Here is an 18,460-nt window from a genome sequence, read left to right as displayed (position 1 = left end):
GTGGAGGAAGGTATGAAGCAGCGGTGGAGCGTGATGGCGCTGGTGGCGGCGATCTCCTTCGTGAGCGGGGGCTGGCTGCTGCAGCGTGGCGTCGCTACCGGCGGCAACGTGTATCAGCAGGCCCGGCTCTTCGACGACGTGCTGGGGCATGTCAGCGCGTACTATGTCGATTCGATCGGGGAGACCGAGCTCTACGACCGCGCCAGTCGCGGGATGCTGGAGCAGCTCAAGGACCCGTATTCGGTGCTCCTTACGGGCGACGACTACAAGGCGCTCACCGAGCAGACCTCGGGCAACTACGCCGGGCTCGGCATCCAGATCGACGTGCGCGACGGCTGGATCACGGTCGTCGCCCCCCTGCCGGAGACGCCGGCAGAACGGGCCGGCATCGGAACCGGCGATCAGATCATCGAAGTCGACGGCAAGTCGACGGAGGGCTGGAAGAACGACCAGGCGGTGAAGTCGCTCCGAGGGCTGGCCGGCACCAAGGTCACCCTGACCATCCGCCGCGTCGGCATCGCCGAGCCGATCAAGTACACCCTGACTCGTGCCCAGATCCACATCCGCTCGGTCCCGCCCGGGACGATGTTCGACGGCGGGGTGGGCTACATCTCGCTGAATCCGGTCTCGGAGACGTCCGCGGACGAGCTGCAGCAGGAAATCGTCGCGATGAAGTCCAAGGGGATGAAGTCGCTCATCCTCGACCTCCGCTTCAACCCCGGCGGGTTGCTCGACCAGGGGGTCAAGGTGGCCGACCTCCTGCTCGACCCGAAGCAGGAGATCGTGGCGACTCGCGGCCGCGCGCGCGGCTCCACCAAGGAGTTCTATGACGAGGCGCGGCAGGCGTGGCCCGAGCTCCCCATCGTGGTGCTGGTCAACGACGGAACGGCCAGCGCTGCCGAGATCATCGCCGGCGCACTGCAGGACCACGATCGGGCCGTGGTGGTTGGCACGCCGACCTTCGGCAAGGGCCTGGTGCAGACGCTCTTCCCGTTGGGCGATGGCGTGGCCCTCAAGCTGACCACCGCCCGCTGGTACACGCCGAGCGGCCGCACCATTCAGCGGATCGCCAAGAACGAAGAGGACCAGGCGGAGCAGGCGGCCCAGGAAGCCGGCGATACCATCCCCGGTGCCGTCCCCAAGGAGCACAGCGACTCGGCTATCCGCACTCGGCCGGTGTTCCACACCGACGCGGGGCGGATCGTCCGCGGCGGCGGTGGGATCGTGCCCGATCTGGTCATCCGGCCCGACACCCTCACACAGGGGGAGCGGGACTTCGCCAAGGCCGTCGGCAGCCACGTGCCGGAATACCGGGACGTGCTCACCGGTTACGCGCTCGAGGCGAAGCAGAATCACACCGTGACCTCAGAATCGTTCAAGGTGACGCCGGAGATGCGCCAGCAGGTGCTCGCGCGGCTTCGGGCCAAGGGCGTGGACATCTCCCCCACCGTGTTCAACGGCGCCAGCGCGCTCCTGGACCGGCAGCTGACCTACGAGATTACCCGCTACGTCTTCGGCCGCCCGGCGGAGTTCAAGCGTCAGGCCACCGACGACCGGCAGATGCAGACGGCCATGGCATTGTTGCGGAAGGCCCAGAGTCCCAAAGAGCTGATGAGTCTCGCCGCCGCCAGCCACGGAACGGCGCCGGCGCAGAACTAGCGCTCCGGCCAGTGTGAGGACACCATTCGCGAGCCCGGCCGAGGCCGGGCTCGCGCGTTTTCCGGCCGGCTCAGGGGGATGCCGTGGAGCGACAGCACGTGGTGATCATCGGCGCGGGCCGGATGGGCCAGGGGCTGGCACTGGCCCTCTCGGCAGCAGGCGCCGACGTCGCGCTGTTCTCCCGCCGGTCACGGTCGCTGGTTCCACCATTGGCCCTCCATCCGGGCCCCCGCGCGGGGCAGGTCCGAGCCGCCGAGCTGGTGCTGCTCGCCACGCCCGACGACGTCATTCCGCACGCGGCCGCGGAGCTGGCGGACGAAGGTGCGGTGGGCCGGCCTCAGGTGGTGCTCCATCTCTCCGGTCTCCTCGATCGTCGCGCCCTGCGTTCGCTCGACGCGACCGGCGCGGCGCTGGGATCGTTCCACCCGCTGCAGACGATCGTCGAGCCCTCCACCGCGGCCCGGCGGCTGGCCGGCTGCTATGCCGGAATCGAAGGCGATGCCCGCGCGCTCGCCGCGGGAACCCGGCTCGCCGGCGATCTTCGGATGCACCCGGTGGTGCTCGCCACGGATCGGAAGGCCGGCTACCACGCCGGGGCGGTCTTCGCCGCCAATTATACCGTCGTGCTCGCCGGTATCGCCGAGCACCTCGCACGCGAGGCCGGAGTTCCTCCGGAGATCGCCGGCCGGCTCTACCTGCCTCTGATGCGCGGCGCCGTGTCGAATCTGGATCTGGGGCCCGTGGCCGCGCTGACCGGCCCGATTCGCCGGGGCGACCTCGGCACCATCCGGGCCCATCTCGCCGCGCTGCCGCCGGCCGACCGGCAGCTGTACCGCGGCCTGGGCGTGGCCGCCCTCCGACTCGCGCGGCAGGCAGGGCTGGACGCGGCGTCGGCTCGGAAGGTCGAGCAGATTCTCACCGATCAGGATGATCCCGAAACTTTTTCCCCTGGGCACCCCTAGGGAGTACACTCCCACCGAGGTTCGCGATGTCCCGACCCTGGGCTGTTTCCGCACTCCTTGCCATGCTCGTGTGCTTCAGCGGCGGCTGGCTTCTCCAACGCCGCCTGGGCGCAGGGAACGATGTCTATCAGCAGGCGCGCCTCTTCGAGACCGTCCTGGCCCACGTGCGGGACTATCACGTCGACAGCGTGCCCGAATCCGAACTCTATCACCGGGCCACCGACGGTTTGCTCACCGAGCTGCACGACCCTTACGCCGCGTTGCTCGAAGGCAAGGACTACACCAGCCTGCAGGAGCGGACCACGGGAGATTACGCCGGCATCGGCCTGCAGGTGGACGCCCGGAATGGCTGGATCACCGTGATGGCCGCGATGCCCAGCACGCCCGCGGAGCGGCTCGGCATCCGAGCGGGAGATCAACTGGTCGAGGTCGACGGTGTATCGGCGGCTGGCTGGACGCTCGAACGCGCGGTGCAGGCGCTGCGTGGACCGGTCGGCAGCCCCATCGAAGTCGCGGTGCTCCGGGACGGCTCCGCGGCGCCGCTCCGCATCCGCCTCAATCGCGAGCGGATCCACCAGCGCGCCGTGTCCGACGGCGTCCTGCTGGGCGGCGGGATCGGCTATCTCAGCCTGACCATGGTCCGGGATCATTGCGCGGCAGAGCTGGAGCAGGAGATCACCCGGCTGGTCGGCGAGGGAATGAAATCCCTGGTGCTCGATCTCCGGTCCAATCCAGGTGGGGTGCGAGACGAAGCAGTGGCGGCGGCCGATCTCTTTCTCGACCCGCCGCAAGGGATTCTGGTGAGCCGCGGCCGCGCCCCGGGGGACAACCACGTCTGGCGGGACGGCGCGCCCCAGCGCTGGCGCGGCCTGCCGATCGTGGTCATGGTGAATCGGGGAACAGCGAGCGCCAGCGAGATCATCGCGGGAGCGCTGCAGGACCACGACCGCGCGCTGGTGGTCGGCGATACGACCTATGGCAAGGGGATCGTGCAGACCGTCTTTCCGCTGGGACCCGAGGTGGCCCTGCGGATGACCACTGCCCGCTGGTACACCCCGAGCGGCCGTTCGATTCAAGGAGCCCTGCTCGACTCGGCGATGGGCGCGGCACACGCGCCCGCGGTGCAGGTGGGATTCCAATCGGATGAGGGCCGAGTGCTTCCGGGTGGCGGAGGCATCGTTCCCGACGTGCGCCTGCAGCCCGATACCCTCAGCTCGGCGGAGCAGCTCTTCGCCCGGGCTCTGGAAGGGCAGGTCCCGGCGTTTCGTGATGTGCTCACCGCCTATGCGCTGGACCTGCGGCGCTCGCCCGACGTGCGGTCCGAGGCGTTCGAGGTCACTCGCGCGATGCGGCAGGAGCTGCGGCGGAGACTGCAACAGCGTGGGGTGGTCATCCCGGACAGCCTCTACGGCGGTAGCGAATCGCTGCTCGACCAGCAGCTCGCCTACGAGATCATCCGCTACCGCTTCGGGCCGGCCGCCGAGAGCCGCCGGCGCGTGGCCGACGACCGGCAGATCCGGCAGGCCCTGCTGCTGCTGCGGAACGCCCCGACGCCCCAGGCTCTCCTAGGGATGGCCACGATTCCGGCACCGGCTCATTGATCCACTACCCGGGCCCCGGGCGGCACCTCGAAGGTGAAGGTGCGGTCCGGGACCGGCCGATTCACCTGGACCCTGGAAAGCGTCAGGATCCGAGTGGAGCCGCTGCGCTCGCTGATCTCGAGGCGGCGGGGCAGGGCGTCCTCCCGGTCGAGCCAGACGACGGCCCGCTCGAACGGAAGGTCGGGCACCGCGGGCACCAGCGCCACGACGTCCATCGCCCGCCCGTTCAGCTTGTCGGTCCGGACATACGAGGCCTGATAGCGTTCCGCCGGACGGTCGAGCAGCCAGGCCAGCATGTTGTAGCCATAGACCGGCCCTCCGCTCGGCACCGCCAGACGCAGCACCTGTCCCGGCGTGGTGCTGGGAGTGTAGACCCAGACGTGCTGTCCGTCGATGACGATGGCCTCGCCCGGGGGATCGCTGAAGCGCATCGAGAGCTTGTCGGCCCCCGCCTGCGCCAGGACGCCCCGGCTCTCGGCGCTGTCGATCATGGGGTTGTCGATCACCTGGACAAAGTCGGCCTTGAGACTGCTGAGCGAGCGGTACACCCGCGAGGAGCGGCCGACGATCGCCTGGGCATCCTGGGCGACCAACCCGGCGGAGCACAGCGGCGGCGCAGCCGTGAGGCAGCCGACCAGGAGCAGGAGCCGCAGCATCAGGCCCGAGCCGCTGCCGGCTCGGCGACCCGGCGTCCGATGGCTTCGGCGATCAGGCGAACTTCCTTCATCAATCGCTCGAACTGCTCGGGGTAGAGGCTCTGCGCGCCGTCGGAGAGGGCCCGGTCGGGATAGGGGTGCACCTCGACCAGCAGACCGTCGGCCCCCGCCGCGACGGCCGCCCGCGCCATGGGTATGACCATGTCGCGATGGCCGGTGCCGTGGCTCGGGTCGGCGACGATCGGCAGGTGCGATAGCCCGTGCACCACCGGGATGGCGCTCAGGTCGAAGAGGTTGCGGGTGGCCTGGTCGAAGCTTCGGATGCCGCGCTCGCAGAGAATCACCTGGGTGTTGCCCTCCGCCAGAATGTACTCGGCCGAGAGCAGCAGCTCCTGGACGGTGGCGGAAAGGCCCCGCTTGAGCAGGATCGGCTTGCCGCAGCGGCCGGCGTGCTTGAGCAGGGAGTAGTTCTGCATGTTTCGCGCCCCCACTTGCACGAGGTCGGCCACCTCGACCACCTGGTCGAGCCCCTCGGCGTCCATCGCCTCGGTCACGATGAGCAGTCCGCTCTCCTCCCGGGCCTTGGCCAGGAGGCGGAGGCCGACGGCCCCGAGTCCCTGAAAGGCGTAGGGTGAGCTGCGCGGCTTGAAGGCGCCGGCCCGGAGCACCGTCGCCCCGGCTTCCCGCACGGCCCGGGCGGCCTCGATGATCTGCCGCTCGCTCTCGACCGAGCAGGGCCCCGCCATGACGACGACGTCCTCGCCGCCCACCGAGAGTCCGCCGGCCAACCGCACGATGGTCGGCTCCGCCTTCCACTCGCGGGAAACCTGCTTGTACGGCTTGGTGACGTGGATGATCTCCTGCACGCCGGGGAGCGCCGCCAGCCGGGACCCGTCCACCCGCCCGTCGTTGCCGACCAGCCCGACGGAGGTGCGCTGCTTCCCAGGCATCGGCCGCGCCTGGTAGCCCATCTCCTCGATGGTGGCCACCACCCGCTGGATCTCCTCTTCGGCCGCGCCGTGGCGCATCACGATTAGCATCGGGATCCTCGCTCGGTGTAGTCGCCCCGCCGCGCTTTACGCGACGTGCTCCGCCTCACCCAACCGCACCCCCACGATGGTGGATACGCCGGGCTCCTGCATAGTCACCCCATAGACCGCATCCGCCGCCTGCATCGTGCGCGGGTTGTGGGTGATGACCAGGAACTGCGTGCCGGCCTTGAATTCGTCCAGCAGCCGGGTGAAGCGCCCCACGTTGGCGTCGTCCAGCGGGGCGTCCACCTCGTCCATCAGGCAGAAGGGGCTCGGCTTGGTGAGATAGATGCTGAACAGGAGCGACACGGCCACCAGGGTCCGCTCGCCGGAGGACAGGAGATGGATCCGCTGGGTCCGCTTGCCTCGGGGCGCCGCGTGAATGTCGATCTCGCTCTCCAGCGGGTCGGCGGGGTTGGCCAGGAGCAGCTCGCATTCACCGCCGCCGAAGAGCGTCTGGAAGACCGTGGTGAAATTGGCCTGCACCGCGGTGAAGGTCTCCAGGAACATGCTGCGGGCGGTCCCGTCGATCTCCCGGATGGCCTGGATGAGCGACTGCCGTGCGCCGACCAGGTCGTCGCGCTGCGAGGTGAGAAACTCCAGACGCTTCACCTCCTCGGCGTGCTCTTCGACGGCCAGCGCATTGACCGGCCCGATTCCCTCGAGGGCGCCCAGAATGCGGGCGGCCTCGGTCTCCAGCGTCTCGAGGTCGAGGTCCAGCAGCGCGGCACCGTCCAGCAGCTGGTCGAGCGGCCGGTGCCACTCGGCCTCGATCCGCTCGACGATGCTGCGCCGTGCGCCGCTCGCTTCGGTGAGCTGGACCTGCAGCCGGTGGCTCTCCTCCTGCACGCTCTCCAGCGTGCTCCGTGCGGCCGTCACGTTGCGCTCCGCCGCCGCCAGGGCGGCGTCGGCCCGGGTCAGGTCGGTCTCCGCCGCTGCGGTGGCGGTTTCCACCTCCTGGAACGCGAGCTGCCGCTCGGCCCGCGACTCTCGCCAGGCGGCCTGCTGACTCGCGAGCGCTCCGCTGTCCGCCTCCAGCTGGCTGAGCTCGCCGCTCAGCCGCAGCACCGCGTTGTCGGCCTCGGTGCCGGCGGCGGCGGCCCGCTGCAGGCGCTCCTCCGCCGAGCGGAGCCCGCCTCCGACGTGCGCCTCCTGGACCTGCCAGTGGGCCCGCTGCTCGCGGGCGAGCTCCTGCTCTGTCTCCAGGTCCGCCAGCCGGGTGCGGCCGGCGCCGAGGGCTTCGTCCAGGCGCCCGCGCGACAGATCGCCCTCCACCAGCGCGGCATCGATCTCGGCCATGCGCCGCTCGCAATCTGTGAGCCGCTCGGTCACTCGGGCGAGCTGGGCCTCGGAGCCATCGGCCTCGCGAGTGAGATTCCCCACCAGGCGGACAGCATCCTCTCGGACGGCCACAGCCTGGCGCTCGGCCTCGCGGGCCTGCTCGGCCGCCGCGGTGACGCTGGCCAGCGTCCGCTCCCGCTCGGCCAGGCGCTCCACCGTGCTCTGGAGGGTTGCCTCGGTGGCCTGGACCGTGCTCGTGCCCCGCTCCACCTCGAGCGCCAGCGATGCGAGCTCCGCGCGCCGGCGCAGCGGTCCCGAGGGGGTGGCGGCGCCGCTCAGGAAGATGGCCCCGCTGGCCCGACGGAGTACCCGTCCCGTGGTATCCAGCACCACCGACCCGGCGAGCGCCGCGCGGACCCAGCCCAGGGCCGGCCCGTCCACCCGCAATCGAGCGTCCAGCGGCTGGCCATCCGAGGCCATCTGGGGACCGGGGTCGAGCGGGAGCAGAACCAGGGCTCCCGGCTGCTGCTCGGCGTGCCAGTCCTGAATCGCCTTGACGGCCGCATCATCGCGCACCAGCACCGCATGCATCCAGTCGCCCAGGAGCCGCTCGGTCAGCTCGGCGTCGTCCCTGCCGGTGCTGACGAAATCGCTCAACGGTCCGAGCACACCGCCGTCGAATCGGGTTCGGGCGTCGAGCAGCGCGGCCGCAGCCGGGGCGAGCCCCACCCGGTCCCGCTCCAGCTCCTCCAGTGCGTGGCGCCGGGCCGTCATCTGGGCCAGCGCCTCCTCCGCCTGGCGCCGGTGCGACCGATTCATCGCCTCCTGCTCCCGCGCCTCCGCCACCGCGTGGCGAGCCCGTTCGGCCTCCGCGGCGGAGCGCTTGGCCTCGTGGCTGAGAAATCCAGCGCGCTCGATCCCCTGGTCGCGTTGGCGCTGGGCGTTGGCCAGCTCTACCTGCAGGCTGGCGCGGTGCGCGGCGGCCTGGGCGGCGCGCTCACGCAGCGACGCCAACTCGCCTTCCAGCGCGGCCCGCTCCCCCTCCAGCGAGCGGAGGCTCTGGGCCAGCGTCTGCAGCTCCTGCTCCCATTGACGGACCAGATTGCGCTGCTCGCCCAGCCGGCGGCGGACCTCCTCCTCGGCGTGGGCGCGGTCGGTGAGCTCCTGACGGATCCGCTGGTGCTCCACCGACGCCGCATCCCGGTCGGCCAGCGCCGCGTCACGCTCCACCAGCGCCTGCTGGACCCGGAGCTCCATCACGCTCCGCTCCTCCTGCGCGCGAAGCCGGCGTGCGGTGGCGTTGGCCAGGCGCTCGGCCGCGAGAGCGAGATCTCCGTCCAGCTTGCCCAGCTCGACCTGGATGGCGGACAAGCGGCGCGCGATCTCTGTCCGGTTGGCCTCCGCCCCCCCTCGGGCTCGCGCGCCCTCCTCCCGCCGGTGCTCCGCCTGGGCGAGGCGCTCGCGTCCGGCGGGCAACAGCTCGGTCAGCTGGGCGAACCGCGCCTCCATGCCGGCGGCCTCTTCGCTCAGCCGGTCGAGCTGCCGGCGCGCGAGGGTGAGCTGCACCGAGAACTTCTCCTCGGTCAGCTTGCCGTGGCGTTCGGCCTTGCCGCGCTGACGCGCCAGGCTGCGGATCTGGGACTGCACCTCGGCGATCAGGTCTTCCACTCGCTGGAGGTCGACCGCGGTCTCTTCCAGCCGCCGCTCGGTGCTGTGCTTCCGGTCGCGGTAGAGCCCGATGCCGGCCGCCTCCTCGAACAGGGAGCGGCGCTCGTCCGCCCGGTCGGAGAGCAGCAGGTCGATCATCTTGGCCTCGATGACCACGCCCGCGTCACTCCCCAGACCGGTGCCCCGCAGGAGGTCCTGGATGTCGCGGAGCCGGACCGGAGAGCCGTTGAGCAGGTAATCGCTCTGGCCCGAACGAGAGAGCCGCCGGGTGACCACCACCTCGCGGTACGCGATCGGCAGGTCCCCCTCGCTGTTGTCGAGGTAGAGCGATACCTCGGTGACGTTCACCGGACGTCGGGCGGTGGAGCCCTGGAAGATGACGTCTTCCATCTTGCCGCCGCGCAGCAGCCGGGCGGATTGCTCTCCCAGCACCCAGCGGACCGCGTCGGAGACGTTCGACTTGCCGCATCCGTTCGGCCCCACGATCGCGGTCACCCCCTCCTCGAAGGTCAGGGTGACGGTATCGGCGAAAGACTTGAAGCCGGAGAGCTCCAGCCGGGTGAGCTTCATGCGGGTGGCCCCAGTGGGGGTGGAGTGCTGGTCTCGAACACGCTGGGGAGCTACTGCGCCGCTTCGTCCTGCGCCGTGACGACAAACGACGGCATGCCGATCTTCCGGCCGGTCTCCTCCGCCTGATCGCGCGAGGCATACGGGCCGAGCACCACCCGGTACGCCTCGTCGCTCCGCTTGGGCGGGAGCACCGACGCGGGCAGGCCCGCAGCCCGCAGCTTGTCCGACAGCTCGTTGGCCCAGGACGGGTTCTGTGAGCTGCTCACCTGGAGATACACCGACGGCGCCGCTTGCGAATCGGCCGCCGCCGCCACGGCCGCCGAATCCGAGGCGCTGACGGTCTCCACGTCCTGGGCGGGCCGCCATCCGATGACCAGCCAGAAATCGTCCGCCCCATCCGCCACCCGACCGGTCTCGGGAAATCCGGTCTTGCCCAGGTCGCGCCCGATCACGTCCTTCCCCTCGCGCGCCAGCAGAGTGTTGGGTGACGCGACCGCCGGCAGGTCGGCGGCCCACTTGGTGGCCACCGTGCCGGTGCGGCGTGCGCGCCCGATGTCGATGACCCACGCCGAATCACCGCTGTCGGGGCGGACCATGAGCCATTGGCCGTACTGGTCGCCCCGCAGCCCGCGGGCGCCGCCGGGCAGGTCGATGGTCTGGATCCGCGCGCCGCTGAAGCGGTCGAAGACCAGCAGCTGGTGGTCCTGCTGCGCGACGTAGACCCGATGCCCCGACGGCGAGAACACGGCCGCCCGCGCGTGCCCCGACACCGGGAGCGAGAGCGGGCGCGTCTTGCCCAGCGGCGCGTAGAGGACCACCGCGGTATCGGCGGCTACCGCCACCAGGTCGCCGTAGAGGCTCGTGGCCAGCGGGCCCGAGGGGAGTGTGGTGGAGGTCGGCGCCTGGTCGGAGCCCAACGCCTCCAGCACCGGCGCTGGGCCGGTCAGCCGCGCCAGCACGGCTCCGCTCATGGTAGCATAGAGCTCGGCGGGGGTGCCCTGCAGCTTGGAGCGGAAGCGGACCGGCGCTCGCCGTACCAGTTGGGTGACCGTGCTCCCCGTATCGACGGTGTACAAGGCACCATCCGGCCCGACCGCGGCATAGCGGATCTGATCCAGCGAGGTCCGTACCCGCCGGGTCTCCAGGTCGAGTGCCACCACGTTGCGCTTGCCGTCCAGGACGTACACCAGCCCCTGCTCGGCGTCGGCCCCGATCGGCCGCTCGATCGCGGGGAGCTTGTCTTCGATGGCCCAGGAGGATGGGCTCAGGGTGGGCAGCCGGTACAGTCGAGGGACGCCACCACCGGGGGGCATGCGCAACGCGGAGGACGGAGCGGGGCCCTGGGTGACGGCGGGGACTTTCCCCAGGGACAGCTTCGTCTCGCGCTCGCACGCCGCCCCGAGGAGCACAAGGACGACTCCCAGCGCTGACCAGGAAATGTTCACAAGGAAAAGATAGTCGGGCGTGCCGACCGGTGGCAGACGGGCGGGGACGGCGCGAGGAAGCTTAGCGCCGTGCCCGCCTGCTTTTCCGGAGGCTCAGAAGGTCGGCCCGAGACTGAAGGTCCAAAGTCCCTTGACGCCCTTTCGCTGTTGCGGAATCGAATAGTCCAACCGCGCGATGGCGAAGCCGAACAGGTTCACCCGGACGGATGCGCCCAGCGTCTGCAGCGGAGTCCGCACCCGAATCGGGTCGTCACCGGCCTCCCGGTTCCACTTGAGCGTGCTCTGTTCGTCCCAGGCGAGGCCGATGTCGTAGAACAGCGCGCCTTCGATGGGCGGGAACGCCGCCGGCAGTCCGAACGAGGGGTTGAGGATGGGGAAGCGCAGCTCCACGCTGCCGACCCCGACCTGGGTCCCGACCAGCCGGTCGAGCTCGGCACACCCGGTTTCGGAGTTGGGATCATCGGCGTTGAGACACTCGTTCCTCCGGTAGGACCCCGAGGTATTGCCTCGAATGAGGTCGGTGCTGCCCGCGAAAATGCGGAACTCGCGCGCGTCCCGCCCGATCCGCCCGAAGTAGAGCGCCCGGGTCGCTAGCACGATCGGTCCGACGATGCGGTCGTACCTCCGGTAATCGGCGGTCACCTGGGAGAAGCGCCAGTCGCCCAGGGTCTGGGCGAACTCCAGGCGGTAGCGCCGGCCGTAGAACGGTCCGACGTAACCGAACAGCGAGTTGTCGAACACCAGCGCGGTGGAAGGCTGGAAGTAGTTGACGCCCGGGAGGTTCTCCGTCTCCAGGAAAGCGTCCCGGGTGGCGAAGCTGGTCGATGGATCGTAGGGCTCATTGATGTGGAGGATGGCGTCGTCCACGTTGGAGAAGCGCATCCCCGCCTCGATCCGCTGGAACCGGCTGATAGGATAGTACGCCTGGCCAAACACCGAGCGCAGCACCAGCCGGCGGATGTTGGTGACGAAGGTGTTCTCCCCCGCCGTGGGGCTGCCGGTAAGCACCGTGCTGGGCTCGAGGAAATAGTAGGGATCTTGCGAGGCGCCCACCGCCCAGTTGACCCGTTTGCTCAGGTTGGCATAGGCCGCCAGTACCTGGGCCTCGCTGATCCGCCCGTTGACGTAGCCCGCGAACACCAGCTGGTGGTTGCCCAGAATATCACTCAGCGAGATGGCGGACCCGCCGAAAAATCCGCGGCCGAAGTTGTCGCGGGCATATCCGATCGAGGGCCGCGCGATGTAGTCGGGCGTGAAGTGCACCCGGTAGTCTTTCAGAGTGAATTCGCTGGTATCGGGCAGGCTGTAGTTGGCCGAGTCCATCAGCGCCGAGATCGAGACCGGCTGGTCGAGCTGGACGGTGTCTCCCGAGCGGGCCAGGTCAGCGGCGGAGCGGAATCCCCGCTGGGTCCGGTAGATCGAGCCGCCTTCACCCACCTGCGCGCGCACGTCCTCACGCACCTGGAGCGACCGGGTGGTGTCGATCGGTGGGTTGGTCACCCGGGCCAGCATCCCGGTGCTGTCCACCGCTGCCGGCTGGTAGGGGGAGCGCTTCAGCGACCGCGGGTTCGCCAGCGAGTAGACATCGTACTTCCCGGCCTCGTAGTACACGAAGGCGAGCCGGTCGGCCTGGCGGGCCCAGGAGAGCACGGGTGAGAGCGGCGTGATTCCCTGGACGCCGGTGTAGAAATCGGTGAGCTGATAGACCTGCTGGTCGCCCAGCTCATAGAGAAAGACGTTGCTCACCCCGTTCCGGTCGGAGACGAACGCGAGCGAGTGACCGTCGGGCGCCCATTGCGGGCTCACGTTCTTACCCTGGTCCATATGCTCCAGCACCTTTATGGTGCCGGTGGCCAGGTCGTAGAAGGCGATGCGCAGGTTGCCGATGTCCAGCGTCTTGAAGTCGGTCCGGGGGCCCCGGTCGGTGGCAAAGGCGATGGTGCTGCCGTCGGGCGACCAGACCGGGTGCAGGTCGGCGAACTTGTCGGTGGTCAGCCGGCGGAGATTGCGACCATCGCGGTCGACGACGAAGAGATCACTCAGGCCACCGTCGTAGCCGGTGAAGACCAGCTGGTTTCCGTCGGGACTCCAGGAGGGCGTGGTGACGCCGCTCAGCTTGACGTCGATGCGCTTCACCTCTTTGTTGCGCGCCACGTCGACGATCACGATGACGTCTCGCGGTCCCCGCTTGGCGGCAAAGGCGAGATACTTCCCGTCCGCCGACCAGTTGGCCTGCGAGTTGATGAAGCGGTAGGTCTCGTAGTTGCTGCTGATGCCCGACTTGAGAATCCGGCGCTTCACCTTGCCGGTGGTGCCGTCGGCCAGATACAGATCCACGAAGTAGAAGTTCTTCTCGCTGAAGTAGGCCACCGCCGAGCCATCGGGCGAGAGGGCCGGCGCGAGGTGCAGGGTGCCGTCCGACCGCTTCTCGGTGAGCAGCTCGTCCGCGATGGCCTTCGCCTTGGCCCGGGCACCGATCTCCGGGAGGTAGCGCTTCTGCACGGCGTCCCGCCATTGATCCGACAACTGCTCCAGATTGAGCCCGATGGTGCGCTTGAAGGCGGGCTCGATGCCGCCGGCGAGGGTCGCCTTCATGATGGCGCCGACCGCCTCGTCTCCCCAGCGCTCGCCGATGTAGGACCACAGCGCGTGGCCGAAACGATAGGGGAAGTAGGTGTACGGGTCCTCGGTCATCTGCTCGATGGTGGGGAGCTTTCCTTCGAGCGAGGCGTCGCGCAGCCACATCGCCGTTTCGGCGTTGATGGGGCCGAGCGAGAGGTATTCCGCCATGCCCTCGGCGAACCACAGCGGCGGCGCGATCGCGATCAGGTTGGAGAGGCCCGCGCCGGCCCGCCCATGGGACCAGATGTCGTACTGGAACTGGTGGGTCATCTCGTGCTGGAGCACGTGCTCGAACTCGGCGTAGGAGCCGGTAAACGGCATCACCGCGCGGTTGCGCTCGAAGTCGGTCACGCCGCCGGTGCCTTCGCCCGGAGCCTCACCCAGCGCGTTGGTCTGCTGGAAGTCGGAATGGGAGGCGTACAGAATGATCGGTTTCCGCTCCCGGAACTCGTGATTCAGCACCTTGGAGAGCCGGCCGTAGGAGCGCTCCGCCATCCGCGCGGCATCCATGGCGGCGGTCCGCTCCCGGTCGTAGTAGTACACATCGAAATGCTCGGTCTGGATGACCTTGAAGTCGAACCTCGTGTACTGGACCTTGTTGCGCCCGAAATACTGGGCGGGCAGGACTCCCGGCACCCCGAGGAGCAGGAGCAGCAATGCCGGTGCGGTGCGTCGAAACATGGCGACCTCAGCTAGGTGGAGCTGATCAGGAGCTCCGGTGCGTCGTCCCAGAGCCGCTCGAGCTGGTAGAACGAGCGGGTCTCGGGGTGGAACAGGTGAACCACGAAATCCACGAAGTCCAGCAGCACCCATCGGCCGCCGTTCAGGCCTTCGACGTGATGCGTGCGGTGGCCCCGACGGCCGAGCTTCTCGATGACCGATTCCGCAATGCCCCGCACGTGCGCGTCGGATGTACCCGATGCGATGACGAAATAGTCCGTGGCCTCAGTCAGCCCGCGCAAATCGAGGACCACGATTTGATTGCCCTTCAGATCCTGAATGGCGTCCATGGCCAGCCGCAACGCCTCGGGGGGCCGGGGCGTCACCGGGCGCCGTGCTCCCGCGTAGCCAGCTGACCTCCGGCGCCGGCCGGCTCGAGTTGCCGGGGAGTGCCGTCCTCGACCTGATAGAAGACCGCCCACGCCCCGGCGCCCACGTGGGCCCCCAGCACACCGGTGGCCAGGGTGACGAAGCAGTCCCGAGGCCGGTACTCCGCCACGAGCTCGGCACGCACCCGCTCGGCCGCTTCCGGGGCCTCCGCGTGCGCCACCCCGAAGCGCACGACCTCCGGCCGCGGCGTAAGCCGCTGTCGGAGCAGCTCCAACGTCCTCGACACGAGCTGCTCCCGGCCGCGGATCCGATCCATTGCCACGACCTGCCCCACGGGGTCCAGCGTGAGGATCGGCTTCAGGTCCAGCATGCCCCCGAGCCACGCCTTGCCGCGTGAGACCCGCCCCGATCGGAGAAGATTATCGAAGCGATCGACGGTGAGCAGCATGCCCGACCGCCCCCGCACCCGCTCGAGCTCCCGGCGAATATCCGCCCCGGTCCAACCCCCGTCCGCCAGCTCCGCCGCTCGGAGCGCCAGCATGCCCAGCCCCAGGGATGCGGACCGACTGTCCACCAGATGGACACCCGAGAGTCCTGCATCGCGGACAGCGGCCTGGGCCGAGCCGAATGTCCCGGAGAGACTCGCCGACAGAAATACGGCGACGACTTCGTCCGCCTCCTCCCGCGCATCGCGCAGCACCCGGACGAAGTCGGCCGGCGTGGGCTGCGACGTGGTCGGAAGCTCGGCCGACCGGCGGAGCCGGCGATAGAACTCCTCGGGCGCGAGCTCCACCCGATCCCGGAACGTTTCCTCGCCAAAGACGACCTGGAGCGGGATCAGGGAGATCCCGTAACGGTCCAGCACCCCATCCGGCAGGTCCGCCGAGCTGTCGGTCACGACGGCCACCGCACGCCGGTCGGGATGCGCCAGCCGGCGATGCTGCGCCCGCATGTCATCGGCCTTGCTGGTCTCGATCCGGCCCCACCGTCCCGCACAGCTAAAGACGGCCTCGGGGGTATCAGTGTGCACATGGATCTTGAGGATGTCGGCCATCACCGCGACGACGACCGACCCGCCGAACTCGTGCATCGCGGCGCGCACCGTGTTGGCCGGCGGGAGCCGGTCACCCCGTACCAGCACCTCGGTGCAGAACCGGTAATCCCGGTCCGCGGCTACCGCCGCTCGAGCCGCCGGGACTACTACCGTCGACTCCCCCCGTTCGTTGGAGCTGGCCGCCGCCGGCACCGGCTCGCCATCGATGACGCGTACCACTCCTTCCAGCATCCGGACGAAACCTTTCCCTCCGGCATCCACCACGCCGGCCTCCTTGAGGGTCGGCATCTGCTCCGGGGTGCGGGCGAGTGCGGCTTCGGCCTCCTCGAGCATGGCGCGCATGAGGCGGGCGATGTCCGCCGACTCCGCGGCGGCCCGCTCGGCGGCGCCCGCGGCATCGCGAGCCACGGTGAGGATCGTCCCCTCACGCGGATCGTCGACCGACAGCTGGAGCCGGTCGGCCCCCTGGCGGAGGGCACCGGCAAGCTCGACCGCCGATGCCAGCGGCCGGTCGCCCAGCGCATCAGCGAACCCGAGCAGAAAGTGGGCGAGCATCATCCCGGAGTTGCCCCGGGCACCGAGAACCGCCGCGCGGGCCATGCCGGCCGCGGTTTCCGGAAGCGTCGCGTCGCCGAGCGCCCGGAGGGCGTCGGCGACGGTACGAAGCGTCAGACTGAAGTTGGTACCGGTATCTCCGTCTGGGACCGGGAAGACGTTGATCCGGTTGATCTCCTCCCGGCCGGCCGCGACCCAGTCCGCCGCTGCGAACAACGCGCGGCTCAGGCGCGGGCCGTCGACCGAGGTGATGCCCAGGCTCATCGAAGCCGGGTCACTCCGCGACGACCGACACGTGCACTTCGGCGTGCACCTCCGGGTGCAGTCGCACCGTCACGGTATGATGCCCCAGCGTCTTGATCGGGTGCTCGAGCTCGATGCGTCGCTTGTCGATCGGGTGGCCCTGCCGGGCCAGCGCCTCGGCCAGATCCTGCGTCGTGATCGAGCCGAACAGCTTGCCTTCCTCCCCGGCCTTGCCGGCCAGGGTAAGGGCCACCTGTCCCAGGGTCGCCGCCGCACGCTCGGCCTCGGTCCGTTCGGCCTCCTGCCGAGAGGTGCGCGCCCTGGTCTCCGCCGCGATCCGCTTCTTGTTGCCTTCGGTGGCTTCGTAGGCCAGCCCTTGGGGGAGCAGGTAATTGCGGGCGTATCCGGGCTTCACCCGGACCATCTCGCCGGCCTTGCCAAGCGACTTCACGTCATCGCGCAGAATCACTTCCATCATCGGTCGAGCCCTCCGGTGGTCGGCGTCGAGAATCGGCGCCTGAAATCTAGCCAAGTATCGGCGAGCCCGAGCAGCGTGAGCCCGCCCAGCACGAACGGCAACAGAAACATCGCGATCAGCACCAGCATGCCGGCCACGGCCCGGGGAATCCGGCCCGCGACGCCAAGGAGGACGGCGAGCCCCCGGGTGGCGTACAGTACGGACCAGACCAGGAGCAGGTTGGCCCCGACCAGCGGCCAGGGTGGGGCCACGGGCAGCAGGCAGAGCGCCAGCGCGACGACCCATCCCCAGACCATCTGGTCGCTGAAGCGGAACGCCGGAAACGGGGCACTCGCCGCGCCCCAGGGCCGGCTGGCCAGCCGATGATACCAGCTCCAGGCGAGCCTGAGCCCGGCGATTCCCGCGATGGCGAGGAGCCCCGGGGTCAGCTGTGCGATGGTGTGGGGCATCGCGGCCAGGTCGGTGAGCAGCTCTTTGGGCGCGCCCGCCGCAGTCCACTGGGCGCGCGCGGCGGCCTGGTAGGTGGAGAGGTCCTGCTCGATGGCCTGCTGCACGGCCGCCCACCTGATCCCCAGCCACGCCATCCACGCCACCAGGGTAAGGCCGGCACCGGCGGTGGCAAGCAGCGCCCGGGAAAAGCCGCCCGATGGGCGCCAGAGGGTGAGGGCGAGGAAGGTGCCGCAGAGAAAGACCGCCGCCGCGCGGACGACCTGGGCGCCGAGTCCTCCGACCTGCTGCAGCCAGACGGCCGACCACGCGGCGGTGCCGAGCAGCCAGCCCCACTCCCGGACCGTGCTGGGGCGGGAGAGGAGCAGCAGCCCGGCCAGGGGGCACAGGGCGAACACCGGTGGGGCGAACAGCAGATAGCCCAGTCCCAGGACGACCGGACCCCATCCCGACGCTCGGCCCCGGGAGCGGGCGCCCCAGGGCGTTCCGGCTCCGGCCGCGATCAGCCGCCGAAACCTTTGATGTAGGGCAGGAGGGCGAGCTGGCGGGCCCGCTTGATGGCGGTGCTGAGCTGCCGCTGATGCCGCGCACAGGTGCCCGAGAGCCGACTGGGCAGGATCTTCCCCCGTTCGGTCAGGAACCGGGACAGGGTACGCTCGTCCTTGAAATCGACGACCCTGACGCCCGACTCACAGATGGCGCAGGTCTTCTGGGGCCGCCTCATTCGTCGTCCTCCTCGTCGCTCTTGCCGGCCGTCACCGGGACCGGCTGGGCGCCTTCGTTCACCACGACGAGAAAGCGAAGCACTCCATCGTCGAGCTTGATGGCCCGCTCGAACTCGGGGAGCGCCGTCGCCTCGGCGTCGAACTTGGCGACGACGTAGTAGCCGGTCTCATGCTTCTTGACCGGATAGGCCAGAGTCCGCTTGCCCCAGTGGTTGACCTGGGGAGCTTCGGCGCCCGACTGCTGGATGAGGGAGTGGAAGCGCGCGAGGCGCTCGTTGATGGCGGCCTCTTCGAGCGCACTGTCGAAGATATAGACCACCTCGTACTGACGGGTCATGACACCTTCCTTCGGGCTGATGCCTCGGGCCTGGTGTGGGCGCCGGGGAGGAGATTTGATGGACGGCGTAACATAG

The 18,460-nt window shown here is 69.5% G+C and carries 14 protein-coding genes; 3 read left to right on the top strand and 11 right to left on the bottom strand.

Going from position 1 to position 18,460, the window contains the following annotated elements; genetic code table 11:
• Window positions 1-12 precede the first annotated feature (12 nt).
• The 3 genes from VHR41_03600 to VHR41_03590 all read left to right on the top strand — a co-directional run bounded on the left by VHR41_03600 (window position 13) and on the right by VHR41_03590 (window position 4,222).
• A complete protein-coding gene (locus VHR41_03600) occupies window positions 13-1,659 on the top strand; it encodes a S41 family peptidase (GenBank protein ID HEX3233252.1) in 1,647 nt (548 codons plus the stop codon).
• 83 nt (window positions 1,660-1,742) lie between these two features.
• A complete protein-coding gene (locus VHR41_03595) occupies window positions 1,743-2,621 on the top strand; it encodes a Rossmann-like and DUF2520 domain-containing protein (GenBank protein ID HEX3233251.1) in 879 nt (292 codons plus the stop codon).
• 26 nt (window positions 2,622-2,647) lie between these two features.
• The gene (locus tag VHR41_03590) at window positions 2,648-4,222 is read left to right on the top strand and encodes a S41 family peptidase (protein HEX3233250.1); all 1,575 of its coding nucleotides are present in this window, start codon (window positions 2,648-2,650) and stop codon (window positions 4,220-4,222) included.
• Here VHR41_03590 and VHR41_03585 read toward each other — a convergent pair.
• The 11 genes from VHR41_03585 to rpsF form a co-directional block, all read right to left on the bottom strand.
• Entirely contained in the window at window positions 4,216-4,878 is a 663-nt protein-coding gene (locus VHR41_03585; GenBank protein ID HEX3233249.1) for an outer membrane lipoprotein carrier protein LolA, read from the bottom strand. The genes VHR41_03590 and VHR41_03585 overlap by 7 nt on opposite strands.
• Window positions 4,878-5,918 carry a 3-deoxy-7-phosphoheptulonate synthase gene (gene aroF / locus VHR41_03580; protein HEX3233248.1) on the bottom strand — a complete coding sequence of 347 codons (1,041 nt, stop codon included), beginning with the start codon at window positions 5,916-5,918 and terminating at the stop codon, window positions 4,878-4,880. The genes VHR41_03585 and aroF overlap by 1 nt, the downstream gene beginning before the upstream one ends.
• Before the next feature lie 36 nt (window positions 5,919-5,954).
• The gene (locus VHR41_03575) at window positions 5,955-9,428 is read right to left on the bottom strand and encodes an AAA family ATPase (protein HEX3233247.1); all 3,474 of its coding nucleotides are present in this window, start codon (window positions 9,426-9,428) and stop codon (window positions 5,955-5,957) included.
• Between the two features lie 50 nt (window positions 9,429-9,478).
• Window positions 9,479-10,837: an SPOR domain-containing protein gene (locus VHR41_03570; protein ID HEX3233246.1), complete on the bottom strand. Its 1,359-nt coding sequence runs from the start codon at window positions 10,835-10,837 to the stop codon at window positions 9,479-9,481.
• A 129-nt stretch (window positions 10,838-10,966) separates the two neighbouring features.
• Window positions 10,967-14,176, bottom strand: a complete 3,210-nt coding sequence (locus tag VHR41_03565) for a BamA/TamA family outer membrane protein (protein HEX3233245.1) — start codon at window positions 14,174-14,176, stop codon at window positions 10,967-10,969.
• 11 nt (window positions 14,177-14,187) lie between these two features.
• Window positions 14,188-14,541 (bottom strand): ribosome silencing factor, encoded by a 354-nt coding sequence (gene rsfS / locus VHR41_03560; GenBank protein HEX3233244.1) that lies wholly within the window; start codon window positions 14,539-14,541, stop codon window positions 14,188-14,190.
• Entirely contained in the window at window positions 14,538-16,418 is a 1,881-nt protein-coding gene (locus VHR41_03555; GenBank protein HEX3233243.1) for a DegV family protein, read from the bottom strand. The genes rsfS and VHR41_03555 overlap by 4 nt, the downstream gene beginning before the upstream one ends.
• 10 nt (window positions 16,419-16,428) lie before the next feature.
• The gene (rplI, locus tag VHR41_03550; GenBank protein HEX3233242.1) at window positions 16,429-16,875 is read right to left on the bottom strand and encodes a 50S ribosomal protein L9; all 447 of its coding nucleotides are present in this window, start codon (window positions 16,873-16,875) and stop codon (window positions 16,429-16,431) included.
• A complete protein-coding gene (locus VHR41_03545) occupies window positions 16,872-17,720 on the bottom strand; it encodes a DUF2232 domain-containing protein (GenBank protein HEX3233241.1) in 849 nt (282 codons plus the stop codon). The genes rplI and VHR41_03545 overlap by 4 nt, the downstream gene beginning before the upstream one ends.
• A gap of 104 nt (window positions 17,721-17,824) precedes the next feature.
• Complete coding sequence (gene rpsR / locus VHR41_03540) at window positions 17,825-18,046, bottom strand: 30S ribosomal protein S18 (protein HEX3233240.1); 222 nt, start codon at window positions 18,044-18,046, stop codon at window positions 17,825-17,827.
• Entirely contained in the window at window positions 18,043-18,384 is a 342-nt protein-coding gene (rpsF, locus tag VHR41_03535) for a 30S ribosomal protein S6 (protein ID HEX3233239.1), read from the bottom strand. Before rpsF ends, rpsR begins: the two co-directional genes overlap by 4 nt.
• Between the last annotated feature and the right edge of the window lie 76 nt (window positions 18,385-18,460).

It is taken from the genome of Gemmatimonadales bacterium (assembly GCA_036265815.1).
In the GTDB taxonomy this organism is placed as follows: Bacteria; Gemmatimonadota; Gemmatimonadetes; order Gemmatimonadales; family GWC2-71-9; genus CAVVWJ01.
This window is presented reverse-complemented; position numbering and strand designations above follow the sequence as displayed.

What these genes read in the sequence shown, in the direction of transcription:
- VHR41_03600 (HEX3233252.1), top strand. Translation starts at nt 13, where the DNA reads ATGAAGCAGCGGTGGAGCGTGATGGCGCTGGTGGCGGCGATCTCCTTC.
- VHR41_03590 (HEX3233250.1), top strand. Translation starts at nt 2,648, where the DNA reads ATGTCCCGACCCTGGGCTGTTTCCGCACTCCTTGCCATGCTCGTGTGC.
- VHR41_03585 (HEX3233249.1), bottom strand. Translation starts at nt 4,878, where the DNA reads ATGCTGCGGCTCCTGCTCCTGGTCGGCTGCCTCACGGCTGCGCCGCCG.
- aroF (HEX3233248.1), bottom strand. Translation starts at nt 5,918, where the DNA reads ATGCTAATCGTGATGCGCCACGGCGCGGCCGAAGAGGAGATCCAGCGG.
- VHR41_03575 (HEX3233247.1), bottom strand. Translation starts at nt 9,428, where the DNA reads ATGAAGCTCACCCGGCTGGAGCTCTCCGGCTTCAAGTCTTTCGCCGAT.
- VHR41_03565 (HEX3233245.1), bottom strand. Translation starts at nt 14,176, where the DNA reads ATGTTTCGACGCACCGCACCGGCATTGCTGCTCCTGCTCCTCGGGGTG.
- VHR41_03555 (HEX3233243.1), bottom strand. Translation starts at nt 16,418, where the DNA reads ATGAGCCTGGGCATCACCTCGGTCGACGGCCCGCGCCTGAGCCGCGCG.
- rplI (HEX3233242.1), bottom strand. Translation starts at nt 16,875, where the DNA reads ATGATGGAAGTGATTCTGCGCGATGACGTGAAGTCGCTTGGCAAGGCC.
- rpsR (HEX3233240.1), bottom strand. Translation starts at nt 18,046, where the DNA reads ATGAGGCGGCCCCAGAAGACCTGCGCCATCTGTGAGTCGGGCGTCAGG.
- rpsF (HEX3233239.1), bottom strand. Translation starts at nt 18,384, where the DNA reads ATGACCCGTCAGTACGAGGTGGTCTATATCTTCGACAGTGCGCTCGAA.